This is a genomic window from Marinobacter sp. GH_1, assembly GCF_048595985.1.
Taxonomy (GTDB): domain Bacteria; phylum Pseudomonadota; class Gammaproteobacteria; order Pseudomonadales; family Oleiphilaceae; genus Marinobacter; species Marinobacter shengliensis.
The window spans coordinates 2,477,711-2,502,550 of record NZ_CP184460.1 but is presented as its reverse complement, the minus strand read 5'-3'; the positions used below and the strand labels follow the sequence as shown (position 1 = coordinate 2,502,550).

General features: G+C 57.4%; 20 protein-coding genes and 2 tRNA genes. 13 read left to right on the top strand and 9 right to left on the bottom strand.

The features are described from left to right. The first annotated feature begins 114 nt into the window (after nucleotides 1-114). The 5 genes from rpsA to pyrF all read left to right on the top strand — a co-directional run bounded on the left by rpsA (nucleotide 115) and on the right by pyrF (nucleotide 4,518). A complete protein-coding gene (gene rpsA / locus ACNSOI_RS11390) occupies nucleotides 115-1,806 on the top strand; it encodes a 30S ribosomal protein S1 (protein ID WP_058090540.1) in 1,692 nt (563 codons plus the stop codon). Nucleotides 1,807-1,938: 132 nt separating this feature from the next. Further along, nucleotides 1,939-2,235: an integration host factor subunit beta gene (locus ACNSOI_RS11385; RefSeq protein WP_058090541.1), complete on the top strand. Its 297-nt coding sequence runs from the start codon at nucleotides 1,939-1,941 to the stop codon at nucleotides 2,233-2,235. Between the two features lie 70 nt (nucleotides 2,236-2,305). Beyond that, the gene (locus ACNSOI_RS11380; protein ID WP_061332743.1) at nucleotides 2,306-2,608 is read left to right on the top strand and encodes a LapA family protein; all 303 of its coding nucleotides are present in this window, start codon (nucleotides 2,306-2,308) and stop codon (nucleotides 2,606-2,608) included. After that, nucleotides 2,608-3,777: a lipopolysaccharide assembly protein LapB gene (gene lapB, locus ACNSOI_RS11375; RefSeq protein ID WP_061332744.1), complete on the top strand. Its 1,170-nt coding sequence runs from the start codon at nucleotides 2,608-2,610 to the stop codon at nucleotides 3,775-3,777. Before ACNSOI_RS11380 ends, lapB begins: the two co-directional genes overlap by 1 nt. Before the next feature lie 30 nt (nucleotides 3,778-3,807). After that, nucleotides 3,808-4,518 carry an orotidine-5'-phosphate decarboxylase gene (gene pyrF, locus ACNSOI_RS11370; protein ID WP_354448654.1) on the top strand — a complete coding sequence of 237 codons (711 nt, stop codon included), beginning with the start codon at nucleotides 3,808-3,810 and terminating at the stop codon, nucleotides 4,516-4,518. 514 nt (nucleotides 4,519-5,032) lie between these two features. On the opposite strand, the gene ACNSOI_RS11365 is transcribed toward pyrF, so the two are convergent. Both ACNSOI_RS11365 and ACNSOI_RS11360 read right to left on the bottom strand, forming a co-directional pair. Further along, nucleotides 5,033-5,108: transfer RNA gene (locus tag ACNSOI_RS11365), tRNA-Asn, on the bottom strand. Between the two features lie 71 nt (nucleotides 5,109-5,179). After that, nucleotides 5,180-6,364 (bottom strand): pyridoxal phosphate-dependent aminotransferase, encoded by a 1,185-nt coding sequence (locus tag ACNSOI_RS11360; RefSeq protein WP_286250257.1) that lies wholly within the window; start codon nucleotides 6,362-6,364, stop codon nucleotides 5,180-5,182. 191 nt (nucleotides 6,365-6,555) lie between these two features. Here ACNSOI_RS11360 and uvrB point away from each other — a divergent pair, with 191 nt between their 5' ends. After that, complete coding sequence (gene uvrB / locus ACNSOI_RS11355) at nucleotides 6,556-8,613, top strand: excinuclease ABC subunit UvrB (RefSeq protein ID WP_058090546.1); 2,058 nt, start codon at nucleotides 6,556-6,558, stop codon at nucleotides 8,611-8,613. Here the strand turns inward: uvrB and rimI are convergent, their stop codons facing one another. After that, nucleotides 8,614-9,729, bottom strand: a complete 1,116-nt coding sequence (rimI, locus tag ACNSOI_RS11350) for a ribosomal protein S18-alanine N-acetyltransferase (protein ID WP_286250254.1) — start codon at nucleotides 9,727-9,729, stop codon at nucleotides 8,614-8,616. Nucleotides 9,730-9,927: 198 nt separating this feature from the next. On the opposite strand from rimI, the gene ACNSOI_RS11345 reads away from it, so the two are divergent. Next, nucleotides 9,928-11,427, top strand: a complete 1,500-nt coding sequence (locus ACNSOI_RS11345) for a RimK family protein (protein WP_138437592.1) — start codon at nucleotides 9,928-9,930, stop codon at nucleotides 11,425-11,427. A gap of 13 nt (nucleotides 11,428-11,440) precedes the next feature. Here the strand turns inward: ACNSOI_RS11345 and ACNSOI_RS11340 are convergent, their stop codons facing one another. Beyond that, a complete protein-coding gene (locus tag ACNSOI_RS11340; protein WP_286922091.1) occupies nucleotides 11,441-12,604 on the bottom strand; it encodes a cation diffusion facilitator family transporter in 1,164 nt (387 codons plus the stop codon). A 403-nt stretch (nucleotides 12,605-13,007) separates the two neighbouring features. On the opposite strand from ACNSOI_RS11340, the gene ACNSOI_RS11335 reads away from it, so the two are divergent. Then, the gene (locus ACNSOI_RS11335; protein ID WP_354448650.1) at nucleotides 13,008-14,033 is read left to right on the top strand and encodes a quinone-dependent dihydroorotate dehydrogenase; all 1,026 of its coding nucleotides are present in this window, start codon (nucleotides 13,008-13,010) and stop codon (nucleotides 14,031-14,033) included. A 179-nt stretch (nucleotides 14,034-14,212) separates the two neighbouring features. On the opposite strand, the gene rmf is transcribed toward ACNSOI_RS11335, so the two are convergent. Further along, nucleotides 14,213-14,425, bottom strand: a complete 213-nt coding sequence (gene rmf / locus ACNSOI_RS11330) for a ribosome modulation factor (RefSeq protein ID WP_058090550.1) — start codon at nucleotides 14,423-14,425, stop codon at nucleotides 14,213-14,215. 325 nt (nucleotides 14,426-14,750) lie between these two features. Here rmf and rlmKL point away from each other — a divergent pair, with 325 nt between their 5' ends. Next, entirely contained in the window at nucleotides 14,751-16,931 is a 2,181-nt protein-coding gene (gene rlmKL / locus ACNSOI_RS11325) for a bifunctional 23S rRNA (guanine(2069)-N(7))-methyltransferase RlmK/23S rRNA (guanine(2445)-N(2))-methyltransferase RlmL (protein WP_420194061.1), read from the top strand. Nucleotides 16,932-17,184: 253 nt separating this feature from the next. On the opposite strand, the gene ACNSOI_RS11320 is transcribed toward rlmKL, so the two are convergent. Then, the gene (locus tag ACNSOI_RS11320) at nucleotides 17,185-17,790 is read right to left on the bottom strand and encodes an outer membrane beta-barrel protein (RefSeq protein ID WP_061332753.1); all 606 of its coding nucleotides are present in this window, start codon (nucleotides 17,788-17,790) and stop codon (nucleotides 17,185-17,187) included. Between the two features lie 105 nt (nucleotides 17,791-17,895). After that, complete coding sequence (locus tag ACNSOI_RS11315; RefSeq protein WP_420194060.1) at nucleotides 17,896-18,381, bottom strand: hypothetical protein; 486 nt, start codon at nucleotides 18,379-18,381, stop codon at nucleotides 17,896-17,898. A gap of 115 nt (nucleotides 18,382-18,496) precedes the next feature. Here ACNSOI_RS11315 and ACNSOI_RS11310 point away from each other — a divergent pair, with 115 nt between their 5' ends. Beyond that, a complete protein-coding gene (locus tag ACNSOI_RS11310; RefSeq protein ID WP_420194059.1) occupies nucleotides 18,497-19,786 on the top strand; it encodes a M18 family aminopeptidase in 1,290 nt (429 codons plus the stop codon). 52 nt (nucleotides 19,787-19,838) lie between these two features. Here ACNSOI_RS11310 and ACNSOI_RS11305 read toward each other — a convergent pair. Further along, a tRNA-Asn gene (locus tag ACNSOI_RS11305) sits at nucleotides 19,839-19,914 on the bottom strand. Nucleotides 19,915-20,082: 168 nt separating this feature from the next. Here ACNSOI_RS11305 and ACNSOI_RS11300 point away from each other — a divergent pair. After that, nucleotides 20,083-20,961: a YheT family hydrolase gene (locus tag ACNSOI_RS11300; protein ID WP_420194058.1), complete on the top strand. Its 879-nt coding sequence runs from the start codon at nucleotides 20,083-20,085 to the stop codon at nucleotides 20,959-20,961. Here the strand turns inward: ACNSOI_RS11300 and ACNSOI_RS11295 are convergent. Further along, nucleotides 20,904-21,563, bottom strand: coding sequence for an arylesterase (locus ACNSOI_RS11295; RefSeq protein WP_286250234.1), 660 nt, complete (start codon nucleotides 21,561-21,563; stop codon nucleotides 20,904-20,906). The genes ACNSOI_RS11300 and ACNSOI_RS11295 overlap by 58 nt on opposite strands. 69 nt (nucleotides 21,564-21,632) lie before the next feature. On the opposite strand from ACNSOI_RS11295, the gene ACNSOI_RS11290 reads away from it, so the two are divergent. Beyond that, the gene (locus tag ACNSOI_RS11290; RefSeq protein WP_061332812.1) at nucleotides 21,633-22,352 is read left to right on the top strand and encodes an ABC transporter ATP-binding protein; all 720 of its coding nucleotides are present in this window, start codon (nucleotides 21,633-21,635) and stop codon (nucleotides 22,350-22,352) included. After that, on the top strand, nucleotides 22,352-24,838 hold the full coding sequence (locus ACNSOI_RS11285) for an ABC transporter permease (protein ID WP_420194057.1): 2,487 nt from the start codon (nucleotides 22,352-22,354) through the stop codon (nucleotides 24,836-24,838). The genes ACNSOI_RS11290 and ACNSOI_RS11285 overlap by 1 nt, the downstream gene beginning before the upstream one ends. The last annotated feature ends 2 nt before the right edge of the window (nucleotides 24,839-24,840 follow it).

The following is a 24,840-nucleotide window of genomic DNA, read 5'->3' as shown; positions in this document are numbered from 1 at the left end:
TGGAATGCCGGAAACAGCGCTAAATTGCCAGCCGCTGGCTGATTCCGGAAATCGTTAACAGACCGTGTTGCTGGCGGCACGGAGCACACTTGCGTTGATCATATAGGGCACATAATGAGCGAGAGCTTTGCGGATCTTTTCGAAGAAAGTTTGAAAGAAATCGATATGCAACCAGGTTCCATTGTTCAGGGAACCGTTGTAGACGTCGATAACGACTGGGTCACCGTTAACGCCGGACTGAAGTCCGAAGGCGTTATCCCCGCCTCCCAGTTCCTGAACGAAAAAGGCGAGTTGGAAGTAGCTATCGGCGACGTTGTCGATGTGGCTCTCGATGCAGTTGAAGACGGTTTCGGTGAAACCCGTCTGTCCCGTGAGAAGGCCAAGCGCGCTGAAGCCTGGAAGGTACTTGAGAAGTCCTTCGAAGCGGAAGAAGTGGTCAAGGGTATTATCAATGGCAAGGTCAAGGGTGGTTTCACTGTTGATCTGGCTGGCATCCGTGCCTTCCTGCCGGGTTCCCTGGTAGACGTTCGTCCGGTTCGCGACACTGCGCACCTGGAGAACAAAGAACTCGAATTCAAGGTTATCAAGCTGGACCAGAAGCGTAACAACGTGGTTGTTTCCCGCCGCGCCGTTCTGGAAGCTGAAAACAGCGAGCAGCGCGAAGCTCTGCTGGAAACCCTGACCGAAGGTCTGGAAATCAAGGGTATCGTCAAGAACCTGACCGACTACGGCGCGTTCGTAGATCTGGGCGGTGTTGACGGCCTGCTGCACATCACCGATATGGCCTGGAAGCGCATCAAGCATCCGAGCGAAATCGTGAATGTGGGCGACGAAATCAATGTTAAGGTCCTGAAGTTTGATCGCGAGCGTAACCGCGTATCTCTGGGTCTGAAGCAGCTGGGTGAAGATCCGTGGGTAGAAATCAAGGCCCGTTACCCTGAAGGTGCCAAGGTTACTGCACGCGTCACCAACCTGACTGACTACGGCTGCTTTGCCGAGCTGGAAGAGGGTGTTGAAGGTCTGGTTCACGTATCCGAAATGGATTGGACCAACAAGAACATCCATCCGTCCAAGGTTGTTCAGGTAGGCGACGAAGTTGAAGTGATGATCCTGGATATCGACGAAGAGCGTCGTCGTATTTCCCTGGGCATCAAGCAGTGCGTTGCCAACCCGTGGGAAGACTTCTCCGGCAAGTTCAACAAGGGCGACCGTATCTCCGGTAAGATCAAGTCAATCACTGACTTCGGTATCTTCATCGGCCTGGACGGTGGCATCGACGGTCTGGTTCACCTGTCTGACATCAGCTGGAACGAGACTGGCGAAGAAGCCGTTCGCGAGTACAAGAAAGGCGACGAAGTTGAAACCGTTATCCTGTCTGTTGATCCAGAGCGCGAGCGCATCTCCCTGGGTATCAAGCAACTGGAAAGCGATCCGTTCGCCGAGTTCGTTCAACTGAACGACAAGGGCTCCATCGTTAAGGGTACTGTTTCTGCAGTAGACGCCAAAGGCGCTACCATTGCCCTGAACGAGGAAGTTGAGGCGGTACTGAAGGCTTCTGAAATCAGCCGTGACCGCGTTGAAGACGCGCGTAACGTTCTGAAAGAAGGCGAAGAAGTTGAAGCGAAGATCATCAGCATCGATCGCAAGAACCGCGTAATCAACCTGTCTGTCAAGTCCAAAGACGTTGAAGACGACAAGCAGGCTCTGGAAAACGTACGTAGCAAAACTGCAGAATCCTCTGGTGCGACCACCATCGGTGATCTGATCAAAGAGCAGATGCAGCAGCAAAACGCCAATAAGGATTAATTTTCCGGTTGGCATCAAAAAAACGGGCTCTAAGAGCCCGTTTTTTTTGTGTTTTTTTCTGGTTTGGCTAAACTAGAGGCACTGGGACCCGGTAATTGACTGCGGAATAATAATGACAGAGGGAAACGCCTCATGACGAAGTCCGAACTGGTTGAACTGATTGCCTCAAAGCAAACACAGCTCTCCGTCAAGGATGTGGAGTTAGCGGTTAAGACCATCATCGAGCATATGTCTCAGGCCCTTGCCGATGGTCAGCGTATTGAAATCAGGGGATTTGGCAGCTTTTCCCTGCACCACCGGGCAGCCCGAACCGGGCGTAATCCGAAAACTGGTGAAGCGGTGCAACTGCCTGCCAAGTATGTTCCGCACTTCAAGCCCGGCAAAGAATTGCGTGAGCAGGTGAATGACAGCTTGAAGAAGGGTTTTTAAACCCGGTTCCAGGCAATGCTGATGGAACACCGCACTATCGGGCCTGGCGCCCGTCTGGAGAGATATTGACATGGCAGGACTGCAGAAGATCCTAATCACCGTTCTGGTTCTGGTTCTGATACTCCTGGCGCTGGTGTTTTCTCTGAACAATCAGATGGCCGTTTCGCTCAACTTCCTGTTGTTTGAAACGCAGCCCCATGGTGTTGCCGTCTGGATTATCATGTCGTTTGTGATTGGCGCCCTTGTGGGGGTGTTGATTACCTTACTTGCTACATTCCGTACGTCGGTGTCCCGGCGGACTCTCAAGAAAAGACTCGAGCGTGCTGAGCACGCATTAGAGAAATCCAGGGCACAGAACGACCGGGCAATTTGATGGAAATAGTTCTACAGTGGCTGCTTCTGACGGTAGCGGTCGCTGCCGGCTGGGTGGTCGGCAGGTTTGGTAGCCAGGGCAAGCGCCGCTCCCGGGCCATTTCCGATGAAGATTCCGTTCGCGACCGTCTGCAATTCCTGTTTACCAACTACTCTGACCAGGCCGTCGACAACTTTGTGCAGTCCCTGGCCGTCAATAAAGATACCGTTAGCCTGCATCTGTCCATCGGGAGCCATTTTCGCAATAAGGGCGAAACCGATCGCGCCATTCTGATCCACCAAAACCTGCTGGCCCGGCCCGAACTGCCGGCGCGCTATACGCCCCAGGTTACCCTGGAACTGGCAATGGATTATCTCAATGCCGGCCTGCACGATCGGGCGGAAGCCCTGCTGCATCAGTTGATGGGAGACCGGGAGTACGGCCGCCGCGCTGCTACGGCCTTGATCGAGCTGTATCAGCAGGAGCGGGAGTGGGAAAAGGCTGCCCAGGTGGCACAGACCCTTACCCGTAGCGACGCAGATCCTGCGATGGTCAAAACACTGGCGTACATTACTTGCGAGTTGTCCGATGCGGCCCTGGCCAAAGACGATCGCTGGACTGCCCAGAAACTGGCCAAGGAAGCCCTCGACTACGACCGCTCCTGTGTTCGCGCAACCTTGTTGCTGATGAAACAGCAGATCCGCCAGGGCAACTTCCGCGAAGCCGGCAATCAAAGCCTGAAGGTGTTTGAACAGAACCCGGAGTTTGGTCCGGAGGCCATCGACCGCCTGATGAAGCTCGAGCGGGAACACGGTGATGTAGGCAGGCTGGTCAAAAAACTCCGCAAACTCTATGAACAGTATCCGAGTACCAGTTTGTTGCTGGCGCTGGTGGAGTCGGTGGAGCGTTCCTTTGGTCGCCCCGCTGCTATTGATCTGCTCCGGCAGGAGCTGGAAATTCGGCCTTCTGTTCGTGGCCTGCTCCGGCTTGTGGAAATGGCCGGCTATGAAAAAGGCATGACCACAGACGAAGGCCGCCTTGTCAGCCGTATTGGCCACCTGATTCTCGCCAACCGGCCGGTTTACCGTTGCGTCAGTTGCGGTTTCTCAGGCCAGCAGCTTCACTGGCTTTGCCCCAGCTGTAAGCAGTGGGAAACGGTGCGTCCCATCCAGGGCGTTGAAGCCGAATAATGTTTTAACCTTTTTAACCGGAACCTGACCGTGCAAAACCTTAATGACCCGAAAATCATCGTTGCCCTGGACTTCCCCTCCCAGAACCCGGCCCTGGCGCTGGCTGATCAGCTGGACCCGGCCAAATGCCGGTTGAAAGTAGGCAAAGAGTTGTTCACCCGTTCCGGCCCGGAATTGGTCAAATCACTGCAGGGCAGGGGCTTTGACGTGTTCCTGGATTTGAAATTCCACGACATCCCGAACACCACTTCCGCGGCGGTTGCCGCAGCGGCGGATCTGGGTGTGTGGATGGTGAATGTGCATGCCTCGGGTGGTGAGAAAATGATGGTTGCCTGCCGCGAGCGCCTGGAGTCGTTCGGGGCAGATAAGCCGCTGCTGATCGCCGTCACGGTGCTGACCAGTATGTCCGATGCGGATCTGGCCGGTATCGGCATCACCGGTTCCGCAGAGGCCCACGTTTCCCGCTTGGCCACCCTGACCAGAAACTGCGGCCTGGACGGCGTCGTCTGCTCCGCCCAGGAGGCCCCCAGACTGAAAACAGAGCAGGGCGCCGAGTTCCAGCTAATCACCCCGGGAATCCGCCCGTTGACCGCCGATAAAGGTGACCAACAGCGCATCATGACCCCAACCGATGCCCTCAAAGCCGGCTCTGACTACCTCGTCATCGGCCGTCCCATCACCCAGGCGCCCGACCCTCTGGCTGCCCTTGAGGCCATTCACGCTGAGGTGATCTCGGTCTGACCTTGTTCGGGTGGTTGAGCTGTGGCCCTAGCCTGCTTGTTTTGGCGGGGCTGCAGTGTGGGACGGCCTTTCCAAAAAACGCTACGAGCACATCCATGTGCGCTTCGCTCCGGCCATCCATGGCCTCCGAGATTTTTGGAAAGGCCGTCCCACACTGCCGTTCAGGCAGCGCAAGAATAGTCACGTAGATGCCTAGCACTGTGGAATGCAGCCTGTCAGAGCTCATAAGATTTCGACTGGACAGTCACTAAACAACCGGACTATGCCACCGAGCATAAAAAGGAACGGATGGATACCCCTCCCGAAAATCTCGTAGGCCATGGATGGCCGGAGCGAAGCGCACATGGATGTGCTCGTAGCGTTTTTCGGGAGGGGTATCCATCCGTTCCCACCCGCTAAACTCAAAGGCTGGGGCAGGAGTCAGGCAAACCGCCAAAAGTTGCAGGCAATAGAAACAAGCGAGAGCAAACGAAAAAGCCCGCTAATTCAAAGAACTAGCGGGCTTTCGGAATAGTGGCTCCCCGACCTGGGCTCGAACCAGGGACAAACGGATTAACAGTCCGTTGCTCTACCAACTGAGCTATCGGGGAACGTCGTCATGTGACGAGGCGCGTATATTAAGTTGGCTATACCGCCTCGTCAACCCTCTGACTAAAAATTTTTAGCCAAGCGCCTTCTGCAAACGCTCAACCGCCTTCTGCAGGTTATCCATGCTGGTCGCAAAGCTCAGACGCATGTGGCCCGGGCTGCCGAAGGCAGAACCCGGAACCAGGGCAACGCCCGCTTCGGTCAGCAGCTTCTCGGCAAACTCAACGTCTGTGTTCACGCCGTCAGTGGCATCGATTGCGCCCTGGAAGCTTGGGAACACATAGAAGGTGCCGTCACCATTCAGGCATTCAACGCCAGGCAACTTGTTCAGGGCGGCTACCAGCCAGTCGTGGCGTTCCTTGAACGCCTTGACCATCTCGCCCACACACTCCTGCGGGCCGTCCAGGGCTGCCTGGGCGGCGGCCTGGGAGATAGAGGCCGGGTTGGAGGTGCTCTGGGACTGGATTTTCTTCATGGCGCCGATGATCTTCGCCGGGCCTGCGGCGTAGCCGATGCGCCAGCCAGTCATGGAGTAGGCCTTGGACACACCGTTCAGTACGAAGGTACGGTCATACAGCTCCGGGCAGGCGTTCAGGATGTTGCAGAACGGTTTGCCAGTCCACAGGATCGGCTCGTACATGTCGTCGGTGGCAATCATGATATTCGGGTGCTTTTTCAGCACCTCGCCAATCGCCTGCAGCTCTTCCAGGGTGTAAGCCATGCCGCTGGGGTTGGACGGGCTGTTGATCACAAACAGGCGGGTACGCTCGGTAATAGCGCTTTCCAGCTGCTCGGGGGTGATCTTGAAGCGGGTCTCGGCAGAGGTTTCGATAATCACCGGCTTGCCTTCAGCCACCAGCACCATGTCCGGGTAGGAAACCCAGTAAGGCGCAGGGATAATGGCTTCGTCCCCCGGGTTCAATGTGGCCAGGGCAAGGTTGAAAAAGCTCTGTTTGCCACCACTGCTTACCAGGATCTGGTTGGCTTCATATTCCAGGCCGTTGTCCCGTTTGAACTTCGCAATAATCGCTTTCTTCAGGGCCGGCGTACCATCAACGGCGGTGTACTTGGTCTGGCCGTTGTTAATGGCTTCAATGGCTGCCTGTTTGATGTGCTCGGGGGTGTCGAAGTCCGGCTCGCCAGCACCCAGGCCAATGATATCCTGGCCGGCCGCGCGGAGTTCTGCGGCTTTGTTGGTGACTGCGAGGGTGGGGGAAGGCTTGATCGCCTGTACTCGGCTGGAAAGTTGAAGGTCCAAACTTGAGCTCCTTAAAGCTGCGTCTTATGGGCTGCGATCGGCCGGGCAACTATGGAGCCAAAGGTGCTGGCTGTTTTTCTCCCAGCCGTCGATCGCACAGATGGTATCATGAAGCAGCCAGAACACTAAATTTCTTGTAGGGGTTGTGCCGTATAGCGGCCGGCGCCGAACCCGGAGGTTAATCGCCAGTTATGGCCAGTAAAGCATCCAGCGCTTCCCGTGAAGGTGTGTTCCGAGTTGATTCCCCATATCAGCCGGCCGGTGACCAGCCCAAGGCCATCGCCGGCCTGGTGGATGGCATTCATTCCGGGCTGGCACACCAGACGTTGCTGGGGGTGACCGGCTCAGGCAAGACGTTCACCATTGCCAATGTGATCCAGGACGTGCAGCGGCCCACCATCATCATGGCCCATAACAAGACCCTGGCGGCGCAGCTGTACGGCGAGTTCAAGGAGTTCTTTCCGGATAACGCGGTGGAGTATTTCGTGTCTTACTACGATTACTACCAGCCGGAAGCCTATGTGCCGTCGTCTGATACCTTCATCGAGAAAGATGCCTCCATCAACGAACACATTGAACAAATGCGTTTGTCTGCCACCAAGGCGTTGTTGGAACGGCCGGATGCGATCATCGTGGCGACGGTGTCGTCCATCTACGGTTTGGGTGACCCGGAATCCTACCTGAAGATGATGCTGCACCTGGACCGGGGTGATCAGATAGACCAGCGCTCGATTCTGCGCCGACTGGCAGAGCTCCAGTACACCCGTAACGACATAGAGTTCCACCGCGCCAACTACCGGGTTCGGGGCGATGTGATTGATGTGTTCCCGGCGGAATCGGAGCGGGAAGCCATTCGTATCGAGTTGTTTGACGATGAAGTGGAGAACCTCAGCTACTTCGATCCGCTGACCGGCGAGGTACTGCGCCGTGTGCCACGGGTAACCATCTATCCGAAGTCTCACTATGTGACGCCCCGGCAGAAGGTGCTGGATGCGGTCGAGAATATCCGGGCGGAGCTGGACGTGCGTTTGCAGCAGTTGCGGGATAACCACCGGCTGGTGGAGGCCCAGCGCCTTGAGGAGCGCACCCGCTACGACATGGAAATGATGATGGAGCTGGGTTACTGCAACGGCATCGAGAACTACTCCCGCTATCTGTCCGGCCGGGCGCCCGGTGAGCCGCCACCCACCCTGTTTGATTATCTGCCGCCGAACGCCTTGCTGGTGGTGGACGAATCCCACGTGACCATTCCGCAAATCGGCGCCATGTACAAGGGCGACCGTTCCCGGAAGGAAACGCTGGTTGAGTATGGTTTTAGGCTGCCGTCGGCACTGGATAACCGGCCCATGCGGTTTGAGGAGTGGGAGCGGATTGCCCCCCAGATGATCTTCGTGTCGGCCACGCCGGGTAACTATGAGGCGGAGCACGCCGGCCAGGTGGTAGAGCAGGTGGTTCGGCCGACCGGCCTGCTGGACCCGGTGATCGAGGTGCGGCCAGCGTCTACCCAGGTGGATGACCTGCTCTCGGAAATCCACGCACGGGTGGCGGTGGAGGAGCGGGTGCTGGTCACTACCCTGACCAAGCGCATGGCCGAAGACCTTACCGATTTCCTTATGGAACACGACATTCGCGTTCGGTATCTGCACTCAGACATCGACACCGTAGAGCGTGTTGAGATTATCCGGGATTTACGCCGGGGCGAGTTTGATGTGCTGGTGGGCATCAACCTGTTGCGGGAAGGCCTGGATATGCCGGAAGTATCTCTGGTGGCGATTCTGGACGCAGACAAGGAAGGCTTCCTGCGCAGTGAACGCTCGTTAATCCAGACCATTGGCCGTGCCGCCCGTAACCTCAATGGTAAAGCCATTTTGTACGGGGACCGCATTACCGGTTCCATGCAGCGGGCCATTGACGAAACCGAACGCCGGCGAGCGAAGCAGACGGCCCATAACGAAGAGCACGGTATTACCCCGAAAGGCCTGAACAAGAAGATCGCCGATGTCATGGAGGGAGCCACCGGCGGTGGACGCGGTCGCCGTAAGGCGGAACGCCCGGGCCAGAAGGCCGCGGAAGAGGCGGAAGGCTATATGGTCAAGGCAGGCAAGCGCTCTCCGGAAGAGTTGCTCAAGGAAGTGACGCGCCTGGAGGATGACATGTACAAGGCCGCCGCCGACCTGGATTTCGAAACTGCAGCGCGATTGCGGGACCAGATCTCCGAACTCAAGGAAGCGGCGATTCGTACCGGCTGATCAGGGCCGTTTCGGCCCGACGATCACGGCCGCCTGCAAGGGTTGGTTGCGGCCGTAGCTGGACATCTTGCCAAATACCCGTTTGTCGACAGGCAAATATTGTTTGTCGGCGACGGTCTCGCCCACGTCAGTATCGATCTCCGGGTCGTGCAGGTACACAAACTCTTCATCCATGGCGCACACGGTCACCCAGTGGGGTACACGACTGCGGTTGAGCTGCCAGGTACTGATCAGGATTACCGGGATGCGGCCCTCGTGCAGGGCGGCTTCCATGGCTTCCAGGGTCAGTGGGTCATGGTGCAGCTGGATGCCGGTCTGGCCAATATCGTGCAGGAAGCCTTCGTGCACCAGTTCCAATACCCGCTTTTTATCGTCGTTGCGCACGGTATCCTTAAACAGGGCGCCTTCCTGACTGATCCAGGCGCTGGCCTCAAAGCCTCGGTGCCAGGCTGACAAGGCCAGGCCATGGGGCCCGCAGCCACCGTGACCGGCGAGCATGAAAATGGTAGTGGCCTCCCGCCATATCTTCAATTCTTCCAGGGTGTTCAGCTGCTGATCTTCGTCCAGGGCAGCCATGGCCATGATCAGGGCAGAGGGGCCGCAGGTAAACTCGGTGGTTTGGGGGTAATAGGGTACCGGGAGATACTCCCGGGAAGGCTCGTAATAAAGAATACGCCGTTCGAAGCGCAGGGCATCGCCATGGTCTTCGTAATAGTCCCGGTAGGTACCGAATTGGCGATAGCCCAATCGTTTGTATAGATTGATGGCACCGGCGTTATCTTCCCGAACCTCCAGGCGCATGATGATGCGGTCTGCTTCTACGGCTTCCTTCTCTGCCTCCCGCACCAATTGCTCGCCCACGCCCCTGCCGCGCACGGTTGGCGATACCGCGATTGAATAAATCCGTGCCAGACGGGTGGCGGCATTCATCAACACCAGGCAATAGCCCACCAGCTCGGAGCCTTGCTCCGCCACTATCAGGCGGTCCCGTGGCATTTCCAAAAACCGTCGGAAACTGCGTCGGGAAATACGGTCATCGGTAAAACAACGATTTTCCAACTGCACCAGGGCAGTCAGATCGTCGGCGACTGCTTGTCGAAGCAAAACATCATGCATGGTTAACAAATCCCGGTCGCGAAAATCGCAGAAGCTGGCGAGCACTTCCACCGCAGCTATTATGGTAGAGACAGGTTGGTTTCGATAGCAGGCGATCATGCGTAAAAGCACGCATCCAGCCTGGATTGTACCAGACGTCACAGCGGCGTATTGTTGCGCCCATTACCCGGCTGAACCTTCCAGGGAGGAATGCCTTTAATGTCCCGTTTGTTAATCGTTGTGGACCGTGCCAAAGACTGGTCACCCTATTACCCCAGCGAGGATGTACTGACCTTTGATCAGTATCTGAATTTTTCCGCCCCCGCCAATAGCCGGGTGCGTGTGATCAACCTTTGCCAGAGCGCGAAATACCTGAGCCGGGGTTATTACTGTTCTTTGTTGGCAGAGGCCCGGGGCCACCATGTGGTGCCCTCGGTGATGACCTTGAACGATTTGAGCCGCAAGGGCTTGTTCTCGCTGGAGCTGGAGGAGCTGGATCACAGTGTCATTCAGTGGCTGGAGCAGGAAGCCCGGGAAATTGACCCGGCCACTGATGAGCGGGATGCCACCCACGAAGTGCGCATTCGCACCTATTTTGGCCAGGCAGAGCATGCGGATCTCAAGCCGGTAGCCCGGGCCTTGTTTGAGCGCTTTCCCTGCCCAATTCTGGAAGTGGTGTTCCGCCACCGCAAGCAATGGCAGATCGAATCCATGAAACCGGCCGCCCCGGCGGATCTGGATGAGCGCGAACAGGATGTGTTTGCGGCGGCGCTCGACCGTTTCAGTAGCATGATCTGGCGCAAGCCGAGAACGCGTCGGCGCTATCGTTTTGATCTGGCCATGCTGGTGAACCCGGAAGAGGAAATGCCCCCGAGTGATGAGGCCGCCCTAAAAAGATTTGAGCGGGCAGGGCGAAAGCTGGGTATCAATGTAGAAAGAATTACCCGTCGGGACTACATGCGGTTGCCGGAATACGATGGCCTGTTCATTCGGGAAACCACCGCGATTGATCATCACACCTACCGGTTTGCCCGCAAGGCAGAGGCGGAAGGTATGGTGGTTATTGATGACCCGGTCTCGATACTGCGTTGCACCAACAAGGTGTTCCTGGCGGACCTGCTGAAGAACAACAAGGTGCCAACCCCAAAAACACTGATCCTGTCCAAAGATCAGAAAGATGCGGTTGATCAGGTGGTCAGTGAGCTGGGTTTCCCGGTGGTCATCAAGATTCCGGACGGCGCCTTCTCAAGGGGCGTGGCCAAAGCCAAGGATGAGAAAGAGCTGAGGGCGGGCCTTAAAGAGCTGTTCAAGCAATCAGCACTGGTGTTGGCCCAGGAGTATTTCTACACCGATTACGACTGGCGCATTGGTGTGTTGGGCGGCCGCGCCATCTATGCCTGCAAATACATGATGGTGAAGGGGCATTGGCAGATCTACCAACACGGTGGCGCGGCGGTGGAAAGCGGCGGGTTTGAAACCATGCCCACCTATGAGGTGCCCCGGAATGTCATCCAGGCGGCGCTGAACTCCACCCGACTGATCGGTAATGGACTGTATGGGGTGGACATCAAACAGGCCGGCAACCGGGTGGCCGTCATTGAGGTAAACGACAACCCCAGCATCGATTCCGGTGTGGAAGACAAATTCCTGGGCGGCGAGCTTTATACCCTGGTAATGCAGGAGTTCCTGTCCCGCATGGAAGAAAACCGGCGCCGGTAATACCGGCGCTTGATCAGCTTGCAGACACCCAAACCCGGACTGAACCAAACCAGGGATAGGGTGCCAGCACCTCCCGGACGCTTTCGGTGGTCAACGCGGGTGCGGGATGCTGTTCGTCCAGGAAGACTTCGATATGAACCCGGTTTTTGAGGTAATGCAGTCTCAGCCGGCTATGTGGTGGCAGCTCACCGAGCTGCTGCGACAGCAGGTGGCGGATATCCTCGCGGCTGGGTAAGTGTGGGTCGGTCTGATGCGGTGTGTGTTCGTCGTTCTCGGCATCGATATGAAAGTTGATGTCCCGGATATTATCGATGGCGTCCCTCATGCCGGAAACCACCTTCATGCCGATCTGGTGTCCCTCAGAAACGCTTATCTCAGGCCGAACAACCAGGTGGACATCCAGTAGTATGTCGTGACCCATACGCCGGCTGCGTAGCTCGTGAACATTACGCACGCCGTCTGTGTCCATGGCAATGGCTCGCAACACCCGGGTATCTTCCGCAGACAGTCCGGTGTCGACGAGTTCCTTGACGCTGTCCCAGGTGAATTTCCAGCCAATATGAATAATGATGCCGGAGATAACCACAGCGGCAAGGGTATCCAGCCAAACATATCCGACCATTGCACCGACAGTGGAAACCAGAACAACGACCGATGAAAATGCGTCTGTCCGGCTGTGCCAGGCGTTTGCGATCAGCAGGTCGGATCGAATTTTGATGCCCACATGGCGGGTATAACGGTAGATCCATTCCTTGGAGGCGACCGATATCCCCGCAGCAACCAGAACCGGCCAGCCCGGTACCGCGAGATCCTCTCCGGAGACCAGGCGCAGAATGTTCTCCCAGGCAAGGGCTGCGCCCACGGCAATCAGTATGCTCCCCAGCAAAAGTGTGCCGAGCGTCTCGATGCGCTGATGTCCGTAGGGGTGGTCATCATCCGGACCTTTACGGGACAGTCGCATCACTGCGAGAACAACCCAGTCGGAGACAACGTCGGTAAAAGAGTGGATGCCATCCACCACCAGGGCGTGGGAATGAAAAAGAGTGCCGCCAATAATTTTTATCACACCAAGGACTGCATCCAGGACCATGCCAATAATGGTGACCCGGGAGGCGGCGTGTTTTTCCTGTTGCAAGTCCTTGTCAGTCCGTAGATGGGCCTTTGGGGGCTGATCCATGGCTCAGGCTCCGATCATTCTGTTGGTAGCCAGTATAGCGGCAGGAATGGAAAATTTGGGGAGAATTAATCGGGAAACGCAGGTCGATTTATGCACATGATGACAAAGTCGTTACCCACTACCACTTTGTAACTAAAGTCGTCAAATGGTTATTTTGTCTTTTTAAGTCATTGATTTTTAGTTGAAATTTAACTGATCAAAAAATGATCAATTTGTAGGCTGGCGCAGTTATCAAGGGGTCGAGACGCTTGCCCCGACATTTTCAACAGAGTTATCCACAGATTCCGTGGAAAAGCCCCGCCAGCCGCTGAGGCATGGGCTTTTACGTTGTATTGAAGGTTCGGGAGGATGGTGTGGAAAACTTCCGGTATACTCCGGCCACCCCTCGGCAAGGAGCTCCAAGATGTACAGCATGCTACGTAATTTACTTTTCCGGCTGCCCCCGGAACAGGCCCATAATGCTGCCCTCAGGGGGCTGGATCTGGCCTACAAAACCGGCATTATAAATATTGTTTCAAAGCGCCCGGAGCCGTGCCCGGTTAATGTCATGGGGCTGGAGTTCCCCAATCCGGTAGGCCTGGCCGCCGGCCTGGACAAAAATGCTGACCACCTGGATGCCCTGGGAACCCTGGGTTTCGGGTTCATTGAAGTGGGCACCGTCACACCCCTGGCACAGCCGGGCAACCCCAAGCCGCGGATGTTCCGCCTGCCCGAACACCAGGCCATCATCAACCGCATGGGCTTTAATAATGAAGGCCTTGGTCATCTGGTGAGCAATGTTGAGAAGCGTCGTTATCGCGGTATCCTGGGCATTAACGTGGGCAAGAACAAAGATACCCCGAACGAGCAGTCCGAACAGGACTACCGTAAGGGTATCGCCGCAGTTTACCCCCATGCCGACTACATCACGGTAAACGTGTCGTCGCCAAATACCCCGGGGCTGCGTGATCTGCAGTTCGGCGACTCGTTGAAGCAGCTACTGCACGCGATCAAAGACGAACAGGCGATCTGCGAGAAAAATATTGGTCGTTATGTACCGGTGGCTGTGAAGATTGCCCCGGATATGGATGATGCAGGCATTCGCTTTGTCGCCGGGGCATTACTCGAGGCGGGCCTGGATGGTGTGATTGCCACAAACACCACTATCAGCCGGGAAGCGGTTCAAGGACACAAGCACGAGCAGGAAGCTGGCGGTTTGAGTGGTGCACCGGTGCGCGAGGCGTCTTTACGGGTTATTCAGGGGTTGTACGCCGAGTTGGGGGACAGAATACCGATTATTGGCGTTGGCGGTATCACTGATGGCGAGAGTGCGGCCGAGAAAATCCGGGCAGGGGCGAAACTGGTGCAAATCTACACCGGCTTTATTTACAAAGGCCCAGCTTTGATTAACGAAGCAGTAGAAGCGATCAGGAAAGAACAGCATAAGTAGTGAGGCCAGAAAGAAGGTGGGCCCGCTGAGCGGGCCCTTGCGGGGAACGAACCCCGTAGCGCTTCTTCGCATGGTACGGGGCGGGAGGCCCCGTTTTGGTTGCTCTGGTTACTGCGTCAGATTGTGGTGTAGCTACAACTAAAAGAGATCAGGTTAAACGGGGTATGCCAACACCGCGGTCACGTTGCGGTTACGTTGGCAAGTTTGTGGATGCCGGAGACGCCGGTCATGCCCTCCCAGTTATCTGTGCGGCCTTCTCGCCACCCGTTCAGCCATTCCTGGCGTACCTCTGCTTGGTCTAACGGGCAGCTGTCTTTGGATTTGCCGGACACGCCAGCGAGATAACCCCGCTTGAATGCACGAGCGTACATGTCTCTCTTCTGTCTTTTCATGCCGTTCCTCACTGATGGATTAACAGAACAAGCGTGTACACATCTGCCGTGGCCATGGTAAAGAAGGCACCCATCCGGGATAACCCACTATTGCCAGTTCCGGCCAGAGCAGTCAGGATCCTGTTAACGGAAGCACGGTTATGTTGGCTTCCAGAACGACGCGTCAACTACAAGGTAAGACGAACCTTGCGCGGATGTACACTATTTATTTCATCTATATGAAGCTTTTCTTATAGGTTTGTGAAATAACGATGACGGCCCGAATTCGGGTTTTGCTGCTATTCCGGCGGCTTACCGGCTCTATCCAGAAAACCAGGAGTTGATTTTGTCCAAGCATGTCTTTTTCGTAACCTGCCCCAAGGGTGTTGAGTATCTCCTGGCCGATGAGCTGGAAAGCTTTGGCCTGGCTCAAGTGCGCAACGCGCCGGCGGGCGTCTGGGTAGAAGGGGAGCTGGAAGCCGGATATCGCGCCTGTTTGTGGTCCCGGCTGGCCAATCGGGTCATCCTGCACATTGCTGAGGTGGATGCCCGTAGTGCTGACGAACTTTATGAGGGCGTGGTGTCTCTGGACTGGCAATCGCACATTCCCGTCAACGGCAGCTTTCGAGTGACTTTCCTGGGGCAGAACGAAGAAATTCGGAACACACAGTTCGGTGCCCAGAAAGTCAAAGACGGTATCGTAGACAGCATTCGGGGCGCAGGCCTGCCGCGGCCCTCGGTCGCACCAAAAGATCCGGATGTCACCATCTCTGCCCGTCTGAACCGAGGGCGGCTGTCGGTTGGGCTGGACCTTAGCGGGCATAGCCTGCACATGCGGGGATACCGCACTGAACAGGGCCTTGCGCCGTTGAAGGAAAACCTCGCGGCCGCGTTGCTGATGCGGGCCGGATGGCCGGAAATTGCCGCCGCCGGCGGCGACTTTGTTGATCCCATGTGTGGCTCCGGAACGCTGGTGATTGAAGCAGCGTTGATGGCGCTGGACATTGCGCCGGGCCGGAAGATTGAGCGTTTTGGTTTTGAAAAATGGCCAGGCCATCAGCCGGAACTTTGGCTGGCATTGCGCCAGGAAGTCGAGCGCCGCGCACATGAAGGCAAAAACAAGCGCATACCGGCGTTTGCCGGTTTCGATCAGGACGACCGGGTGATCGACACGGCCCGCAACAACCTGCGCCGGGCTGGTCTGGACAACATCGTAAGCGTAGAGCCCCGGCCGGTATCGGCGTTTGAGCGGCAGCCGGACTGGGCGGATAAGGGCCTGGTGCTGACCAATCCTCCCTATGGTGAACGCCTGAGCGAGCGCAAAGAGCTGGCCGCGCTTTATCAAACCCTCGGTGAAACCGTCTTGCGTGAACTGCCGGGGTGGCGCCTGGCCGTGTTCACCGGTGCACCGGAATTCGGTAAATCCATTGGCCTGCGAAGCTTCAAGCAATATAAATTGTTTAATGGCAAGTTGCCAGCGCAGCTGTTGTTGTTCGAGGTGCAGCCTGAAAACGCCCGAACACCGCGAGACCCGGCTGCGCCCGGGCAGGTTATGCCACGCATCGCCAACCCCGAGCGGGCAGACATGCTACGCAATCGCCTGAAGAAGAACCTGAAAGCCATCGGCCAGTGGGCGCGGAAGCAGAATGTCAGCTGCTACCGGCTTTACGATGCCGATATGCCTGAATACGCGTTGGCCATCGACCTATACGATGGCAGGGTGCACGTGCAGGAGTACCTGGCCCCGAAGTCTATCGATGAAAAAGCCGCCCGGGAACGTCTGGCCGAGGCTCTGGCGGTCATACCGGAAGTGCTGGACGTTGCCCCCGAGAATCTGGTGTGTAAACAACGCCAGCGTCAAACCGGCACCAAACAGTATGAGAAACAGGCCGCAACCGGCGAATACTTCAACGTGGACGAACACGGCTGCACCCTGAAGGTAAACCTGAAAGACTACCTCGACACCGGCCTGTTCCTGGATCACCGCCCGGTGCGCCACTGGATTCAGCAGCATGCCCGTGGCAAACGCTTTCTGAACCTGTTCTCCTACACCGGCGCAGCCACGGTACACGCAGCCGTTGGCGGCGCCAGCCGGTCCCTGAGCCTGGATATGTCGAAAACCTACGTGAGCTGGGCCCAGGACAACCTCGCCCTGAACGGCGCCGACCCGCGCAAGCACGTGGTAGAGCAGGCGGATTGCCTGTCCTGGCTGGCGGACCGCAAAACCGCCAACCAGACCTTCGACCTGATCTTCATGGACCCGCCCACGTTCTCCAACTCAGCGAGAATGGCTGGTGTTCTCGATATCCAGCGGGATCACGGCACCATGGTTCGTCAGTGTATGGAGCGGTTATCCAGTGACGGCCTGTTGATATTCTCCAACAACTTCCGGAAGTTCAAACTGGACGAAGATCTTGAGGCAGAGTTTGAAGTCAAAGAGGTTACGGCGAGCACCCTGGACAAGGATTTTCAGCGCAACCAGAAGATTCACCGCTGCTGGCATATTCAGCACAAACTTACCGATTAAGTGCAGGCTTAATAGCGGCCTGCGCCCAAGTATGCGTTAAGAGGGCCGGATATCCTTTCCTGGAATCTCGGAGGCCATGGATGGCCGGAGCGAAGCGCACATGGGTGAGGCAAGTGTTTATGAAGCGAAGCTTCATGCGCAGCCGAACGACAGCAATCTATGATTGCTGGCTGGACCCGCTTGCGGGGGCTCGTAGCGTTTCCAGGAAAGAACCCCCGGCCCTCTTAACTAACACCAAAAAAACGCGGCAAACTCAGAACTCATAACGCAGCCCCGTAGAAAACTGAAACGTATTGGCACTACTGCCAGTGTCTTTGAACAACCGCCCACCCTCAAACACCAGAAAGGTGTTGCTCAACACCTCGAAGTCCACCCCGGCCAGCCAGCTGATGCTGAAACTGCTGTCCGGGTAATCGCCCTCGAGATCCCGGAACTGCGCGTTGTAGCTTTCCTCACGGTTGGGCAGGGTTGCCTCGCCTTTTACGTGGGTAAAACCGGCCTGCGCATACACGTTGGCATAATCGGTAATCGGGTAGTGCAGGCCCATGTACCAGCTGGCGAAGTAATCGACAGCCAGGGTCAGGTCGCCACCGGAAACATCGGCATCGTTGAAGCCGCCACCCAGACGGATCTCGGCGTGAATCAGGTCGTTCAGGTGACCACCGATCACCAGTGTGCCGGCTTGGCCCCAGGCATCCTCCTTGGTGCGCTCGCCGATAGAGCGGTGCTCCAGCGCGGTCACCAGTAGGCCAACGTAGTGCTTGTCAGAACGAGGAGTGTCTTGTGCCTGTGCCGACAATGGGGCGAGGCTGATGGCCATCAGGCTGGAGCTGAGGAAACGTAGTGCGACCTTGTTCATTATTATCTGGCTTCCTGTCAGTAACGTTGCTGACGCCAGATTCTGCCTTGTGTAACGCTTTGTTACGCAGACGCCGGTCACACTTCCCCGTGTCAGCCGGCCCGCTTACAGGTCAGCCAGAAGGCCTTCCGCCTGCGCAAGCATCAGCAGGGCGTAAACGCCATTCTCCGGGAGTTGTGGTTCCAGGCCTTCGTCAAACATCAGTTGCCGACGGCGGTCTTCAAGGGTGTCGCTGTCGATGCCGGTAATCAGTTCGGAAATTGGAGCAATCTCGAAAGGGGCGTCCTGGCTGACGGCACTGAAAATCAGGTCGATCAGGATTTCATCCGGGTCCATGCCATCCACGTAGACGGTCTGGTCTGGCAGGTCCTGATGGAGTTCCTGAACCAGTTCAAGCAGTGGCACGCCCTGTTCTTCAAGGTACAACAGGTCAAAGTCCCCCAGGTCGCCATCATCTGGCAGCCAGGCTTCCTCCGGGGCAATAACCACGGTTTTCATCTGGCCGTCTTCCAGCGACCAGGCCATGGCGACGGGAAACAGGGCGTCGTCAGTCTGACAGTATTCGATGTCCAGGAATCGGGGTATCGACACAGTGGGCTCCGGCGTTGATCAGTGGGTGCGTATAGGGACTAACCGGCAGCCTGGTAGGAGCGGGGCCGGCTTCATGCCATACTGTAGCAGCCATTATCATGCAATCAGGAAGATCATGGAACACACTGAATTTAATAATGACTTGATTGAATTTCTGAATGCCTCTCCAACACCGTGGCATGCAGTAAGCACCATGAAATCCCGGCTTGATGACGCCGGTTTTCAGCAGCTGGATGAGCGGGAAGAGTGGGCGCTGGAGCAGGGCCGGGGCTATTACGCCATTCGCAATGGCTCCTCCATTATTGCCTTCCGCACCGGCAAAAATGACGTGGTGACTTCCGGCATCCGGATGGTGGGTGCCCACACCGACAGCCCCTGCCTGAAGGTAAAGCCGAATCCCGAGATTCGCCGCAAGGGCTTTTTCCAGTTGGGTGTGGAAGTTTACGGCGGCGTGTTGCTGAACCCGTGGTTTGACCGGGATCTGTCGTTGGCCGGCCGGGTTACGGTTCTGGATGAGGACGGTAAGGTCCGGGACACCCTGGTGGACTTCCGTAAGCCGGTGGCAATTATTCCCAGCCTGGCCATTCACCTGGACCGGGAAGCCAACAGCAATCGTTCAGTGAATGCCCAGACAGACCTGCCTCCGGTCGTTATGCAACTGCCGGAAACCGATACAACGTCATTTGCTGACTTGCTGCGTGAGCAGTTGATCAGTGAATCCGGCCTGAAGATTCGTAAAGTGTTGGGCTATGAACTGAGTTTCTACGATGCCCAGGGCGCGTCTTTCGTTGGTTTGCGTCAGGAGTTTCTGGCGTCGGCCCGTCTCGATAACCTGCTCAGTTGTTACATTGGCCTGCAGTCCCTGTTGAACACTTCTGGTGATGAAGCCGCGCTTCTGGTGTGCAATGACCACGAAGAAGTGGGTAGCATGTCGGCGGAAGGTGCCCAGGGGCCGTTCCTGGGAGCCGTTCTGGAGCGCTGGTGTGGCGCAGGCAAGGGCAGGGCGATTGCTCGTTCCATGATGATTTCCGCGGATAACGCCCACGGTGTGCATCCCAATTTCATGGACAAACACGATGAAAACCACGGCCCGATCCTGAACCAGGGGCCGGTCATCAAGGTTAACCACAACCAGCGCTACGCCACCAACAGCCGGTCGGCCGCTCTGTACCGGCATATCAGTGATGAGCTTGGCCTGCCGCACCAAACATTTGTGGTACGCAGTGACATGGGTTGTGGCAGCACCATCGGGCCGCTGACCGCCGGTAATCTGGGCGTGACCACGCTGGATATCGGTGTGCCGCAGTTCGCCATGCATTCCATCCGTGAAATGATCGGTAGTCAGGATGGTTATACCCTGTACCAGGTTCTGAAGGAATTTATGCAGCGGGAAGAGGTTTTCTGAGGCAGAAATGAAAAAGCCGCTGATGTTGAATCAGCGGCTTTCTCGGAATAAGTGGCTCCCCGACCTGGGCTCGAACCAGGGACAAACGGATTAACAGTCCGTTGCTCTACCAACTGAGCTATCGGGGAACAGCATCAAGTGGCGGGCATATTAAGTTCTTTAATAGTGTTCGTCAACCCCCTGAAAAGAAAGGTCAAAATTTGCACAAGCGCAGTCAATCGGGCTACCGCCCGCCGGTCTGGTTACGTAACGGACACATCCAGTCTGTGTGGCCAACGCTGTTCCGGAACGTGACCATGCCACAGCCGGAAACCGCTGTTCTGGCGACTCCGGATAACGATGAACTGCACCTGGATTGGTACCGTCAGGGCAGTGACCGCCTGGCCATTGTGTCCCATGGCCTGGAAGGCCACAGCCGGCGCCCCTATGTGCTCGGGCTGGCGCGGGCATTAATGGCGGATGGCTGGGATGTGCTGGCCTGGAACTTCCGATCCTGCGGCGGGGTGATGAATCGCCAACCACGGTTCTATCACAGCGGAGCCACGGAAGACCTGCATACGGTGGTGTCCCACGCGCTGGAAGGCCACTACAGCAACATGTTCCTGTCTGGCTTCAGCATGGGCGGCAACCTCACCCTGCTATACCTCGGCGAGCAGGGCGAGCGTGTTGATAGTCGCATCAGCGGTGCCGTTGCCTATTCAGTGCCCGCAGACCTGGCTGGTAGCGCGGATATGCTGGCCCTGCCCAGTCGCAGGATCTACATGCAGCGCTTTCTGAGGGATCTGCACGGCAAAATGCAGGAAAAGGCCCGTCGGTTTCCGGATCTGATTGACGTGACCGGGTTCGACAACATCCGCAACTTTCACGAATTTGATAACCGCTACACCGCACCCCTACATGGCTTCCGGGATGCCCAGGACTACTGGGCCAGCTGCTCGGCACTGTTTCGGTTGAAGGACATACGGGTACCGGCGTTGATGGTTAATGCGGTAGACGATCCCTTCCTGTCAGCCCGATGTTTCCCGGAAGGCCGTAAGGTCCTGGGCGCCTACGTTACCGTCGAGGCGCCAAAGTGGGGCGGGCATGTGGGATTTGTCGAGCTGGCCCGTGACGGTTACTACTGGTCTGAGCGCAGGGCGCTGGGGTTCCTGTCCAGGATCAACGGCTCCAGTTGAGGCCATAGATTGTCCAGCAGTACCGGCTGGGCAGCCTCGGTGGGGTGAATGCCGTCCTCCTGCATTAGCCCATCCTCGTTGTAGATGCCCTCAAGAAAAAAGGGAACCAGAGGCGTGTCGTAGCGGTCAGACAGGTTCGGGAAGATATCCGCAAACAGGCGGGTATAACGCTGGCCATAGTTCGGTGGAATTTGCATGCCCACCAGCACCGGGATGGCACCGACATCCCGCACTTGCTCGATCATGTCGGCGAGGTTGGATTCAATCACATTCGGTGGAAAGCCGCGCAGGCCGTCGTTCCCGCCAAGCTCGATGATCACAACGTCTGGCTGGTTTTTCTGAAGCAGTTCAGGCAGCCGCCGCAGGCCGCCATCGGTGGTTTCGCCGCTGATGCTGGCGTTCACAACATTCCAGTTCAGGCCCTGTTCATCAAGCCTGTCCCTCAGCAGCTGAACCCAGGCTGTGTCGGACGGCACGCCATAGGCGGCACTGAGGCTGTCGCCAACTACCAGTAGTGTGTTCTGGCTGGCCAGAGCGGAGAGCGACAGCAACATCAGTGCTGAGAGGGCAAATGATCTGACCAACGCCGATACCGTATGCATAGTAAATTCGTATACCCTTTACAGATTCAATAAAACACAGCACCAGACAACGGAGCCACCGTGAACCAGATGACGGACCCCAAACTAGCCGCCACAAACCCCATGTTACGGGTGACCGACCTTACTCACCGGGTGAGCCTGGAAACTGATACGTTGACGATCTTGCAGGGGGTCAGTCTGGAAATCAATCGGGGAGAGTCCGTAGCCATTGTTGGCCGCTCCGGTTCCGGAAAAACCACCTTGCTCGGATTGCTTGCCGGGCTGGACACCCCGACCGAAGGTAAAGTAGAGCTGGACGGTGCTGAAATCAGTAGCCTGACGGAAGACCAGCGAGCACAGCTCCGGGCGAGCCGGGTTGGCTTCGTGTTCCAGTCATTCCAGCTGTTGCCGGCGCTGAGCGCGCTGGAGAACGTGATGTTGCCCCTCGAGCTGGCAGGGATGGAATCGCCGGAGGCACGGGCCAAAGAACTGCTTGAGCGGGTAGGGCTGGGCGAGCGCCTGAGCCATACGCCACGGCAGTTATCCGGAGGTGAACAGCAGCGGGTAGCCATCGCCCGGGCTTTCGCTTCCGACCCGGTTATTCTGTTTGCGGATGAGCCCACCGGCAACCTGGATAACCGCACCGGGCAGGCGGTGTCGGATCTGCTGATGGATCTGAACCGGGAGCAAGGCACCACCTTGGTCATGGTCACCCACGATGAACACCTGGCAGCGCGATGCGGCCGGCAGCTTCACATTGAAGCCGGTGTACTGACAGAGCCGGAAGCGGCCCGGGAGTTGGCTGACTGATGGCGGCTGCAAAAAAACTGATGTCGGTGCGCCGGGACTGGCGCGAGCGTGATGTGCGGGTTGTGCTGGTGGCCCTGGTGATTGCCGTGGCAACCGTAGCTACCATTGCCCTGTTCGCCAACCAGCTGCAGCGAACCCTGGTCTCCTCGGCCAGCTCTTTCCTGGCGGCGGATCGCCAGCTTGAGGCGGAGAATGGCCGGCCAGTGCCGGGTGAATGGATTGACGAAGCCCGTGATCGGGGCCTGGAGACCGGCCAGCTGATTGAATTCTCCACCATGGTATTTGGTGAAGGTGGGTTCCAGCTGGTTTCCGTCAAGGCCGTCAGTGATGAGTATCCCCTGCGTGGCGAGATCGAAATCCAGCCAGGCTCTGATGCCCCGCGCCAAACCGTAGGGGCCGGCCCCGGGAGGGGTGAGATCTGGGTAAACCCCAGATTGCTGCGATTGCTGGAGCTGGAGATTGGTGAAACGCTCGAGGTGGGCAATCTTGAACTTGAGATCACCAGCCTGCTGATACGGGAGCCAGATGGCGGCTTCAGGCTATCTTCCCTGGCCCCGCGTGTGATGATTCATGTGGACGACGTGCCCGGCACCGGCGTGATACAGGAAGGCAGCCGCGCTGAATATGTGTATCTTTTTGCCGGGCCTGACAACCTGCTTGACGACTACTATCAATGGCTGGAGCCACAGCTGGAACCGAGCCATGAATGGGAAAGTGTGCGCGATGGCGAAACCTTCTCCCGATCCCTGGAGCGTGCTGAACGTTTCCTGTTGCTCGGTGGCAGCCTGGCGGTCCTGCTGGCGGCGGTGGCCGTGGCGGTTGCCAGCCGTCAGTACGCCTTGTCTCAGCGGGATACCGTGGCACTTCTTAAAACCCTGGGGCTGTCGAGCCGGGGAATTGGCGGCCTTTACCTGCGCCGGTTGGCGCTGTGGGGTATCGCCGGTGTGATTGGTGGCCTGCTGGTGGCGCTGCCGCTGTTCTGGATTCTGGTTCGCCTGTTGAGCGACGTGCTGGAGCAGCCGGTCGATTTCCATCTGGCGCCTTCGGCCCTGGTACCCGCCTTGCTTACGGCTCTGGTTTCCCTGTTCGCGTTTGCCTATCCGCCCATTCGCCGGCTGCGCAATGTGGCTGCGATGCGGGTTCTGAGGGCGCAGCCCGGGGAAAGTGGGCGAGACGCGATCCCCGATATTGCGATTGCGATTCTCGCCGTGTTCGGTCTGGTCTGGTTATACGCTGGCGAGGTTGCGCTGGTGTTTGCCTTGTTGGGCGGCCTGGCACTCCTGTTGGCGGTGTTGGCGCTGGTCGGTGGCCTGATGGTGGCGGTTCTGCGCCGTGTACGTGGCGGCGGCAACGCCTGGCGCCTGGCGCTGGTGGGCCTGTACCGGCATCGACAGGCCAGCATGGCGCAAATGGCGGTGTTTGCCATGACATTGATGCTGGCGGCCACGCTGATCCTGGTGCGCACTTCTTTGCTCGACGACTGGCAGGCCCAGTTACCGGATAATGCCCCCAATCACTTCCTGATTAACATCGCACCGGATGCGGTGGACGAAGTGGAAGCCTTCTGGGCAGAGCGTGACGCCCCATTGGATACGGTCTACCCCATGGTGCGCGGGCGCTTGACGGAACTGAATGATCAGCCGGTTCTGGAGGCCGTGAGCAAGGATGAGCGCATTGGTGCCCTGAACCGCGAACTGAACCTGACCTGGATGGCAGAGCTGCCTGAAGATAATGAGATTGTCGCTGGCGAGTGGTTTGCCCCCGGCGACACCACCGGTGTGTCGGTTGAGGCAGAGCTGGCGGAACGCATGGGGCTGGTCATGGGGGATCGCCTAACCTTCACCATTGGTTCGGAAACGGTGACAGAACCGGTCACCAGCATTCGTACTGTGCAATGGGACAGCATGAAGCCCAACTTCTACATGGCCTTCCCGCCCGGCGGTGGGCTGACGGATATGCCTGGTACCTGGATTACCAGTTTCCATCTGGATGAGCGTAACAAAGTAGCGCTCAATGAGTTTTCACGCCGGTTCCCGACCGTCTCGGTTCTGGAGATCGATCATATCATCGAGCGTATCCAGCAGATTGTGCGCCAGGTTACCCAGGCCATTGAAGCCATTCTTGCGCTGATCCTGGCGGCGGCTCTGGTGGTCATGGCGGCGGTGGTCAGTGCCACGCTACGGGATCGTCAACGGGAGGGCGCTTTGCTTCGCACCTTGGGCGGCCAGCAGTCGTTGCTTGCCCGCAGTACCATGCTGGAGTTTGCCCTGCTGGGGTTCGTCGCGGGTATTATGGGTGTGTTGGCGGCAGAGGCGGCGGTCTATGCGCTTCAAGTCAGAATGTTTGAGGGTACTTTCCGCTGGCACTGGCAGGTGATGTTGCCCATTCCTTTCATCAGTGCAGCGCTGCTGGCATTGTTCGGGCGCTGGCAGTTGCGCCCGGTTCTGAGTGTGTCACCCATGCTGCTGTTGCGGCGGCTGGAGTAGTT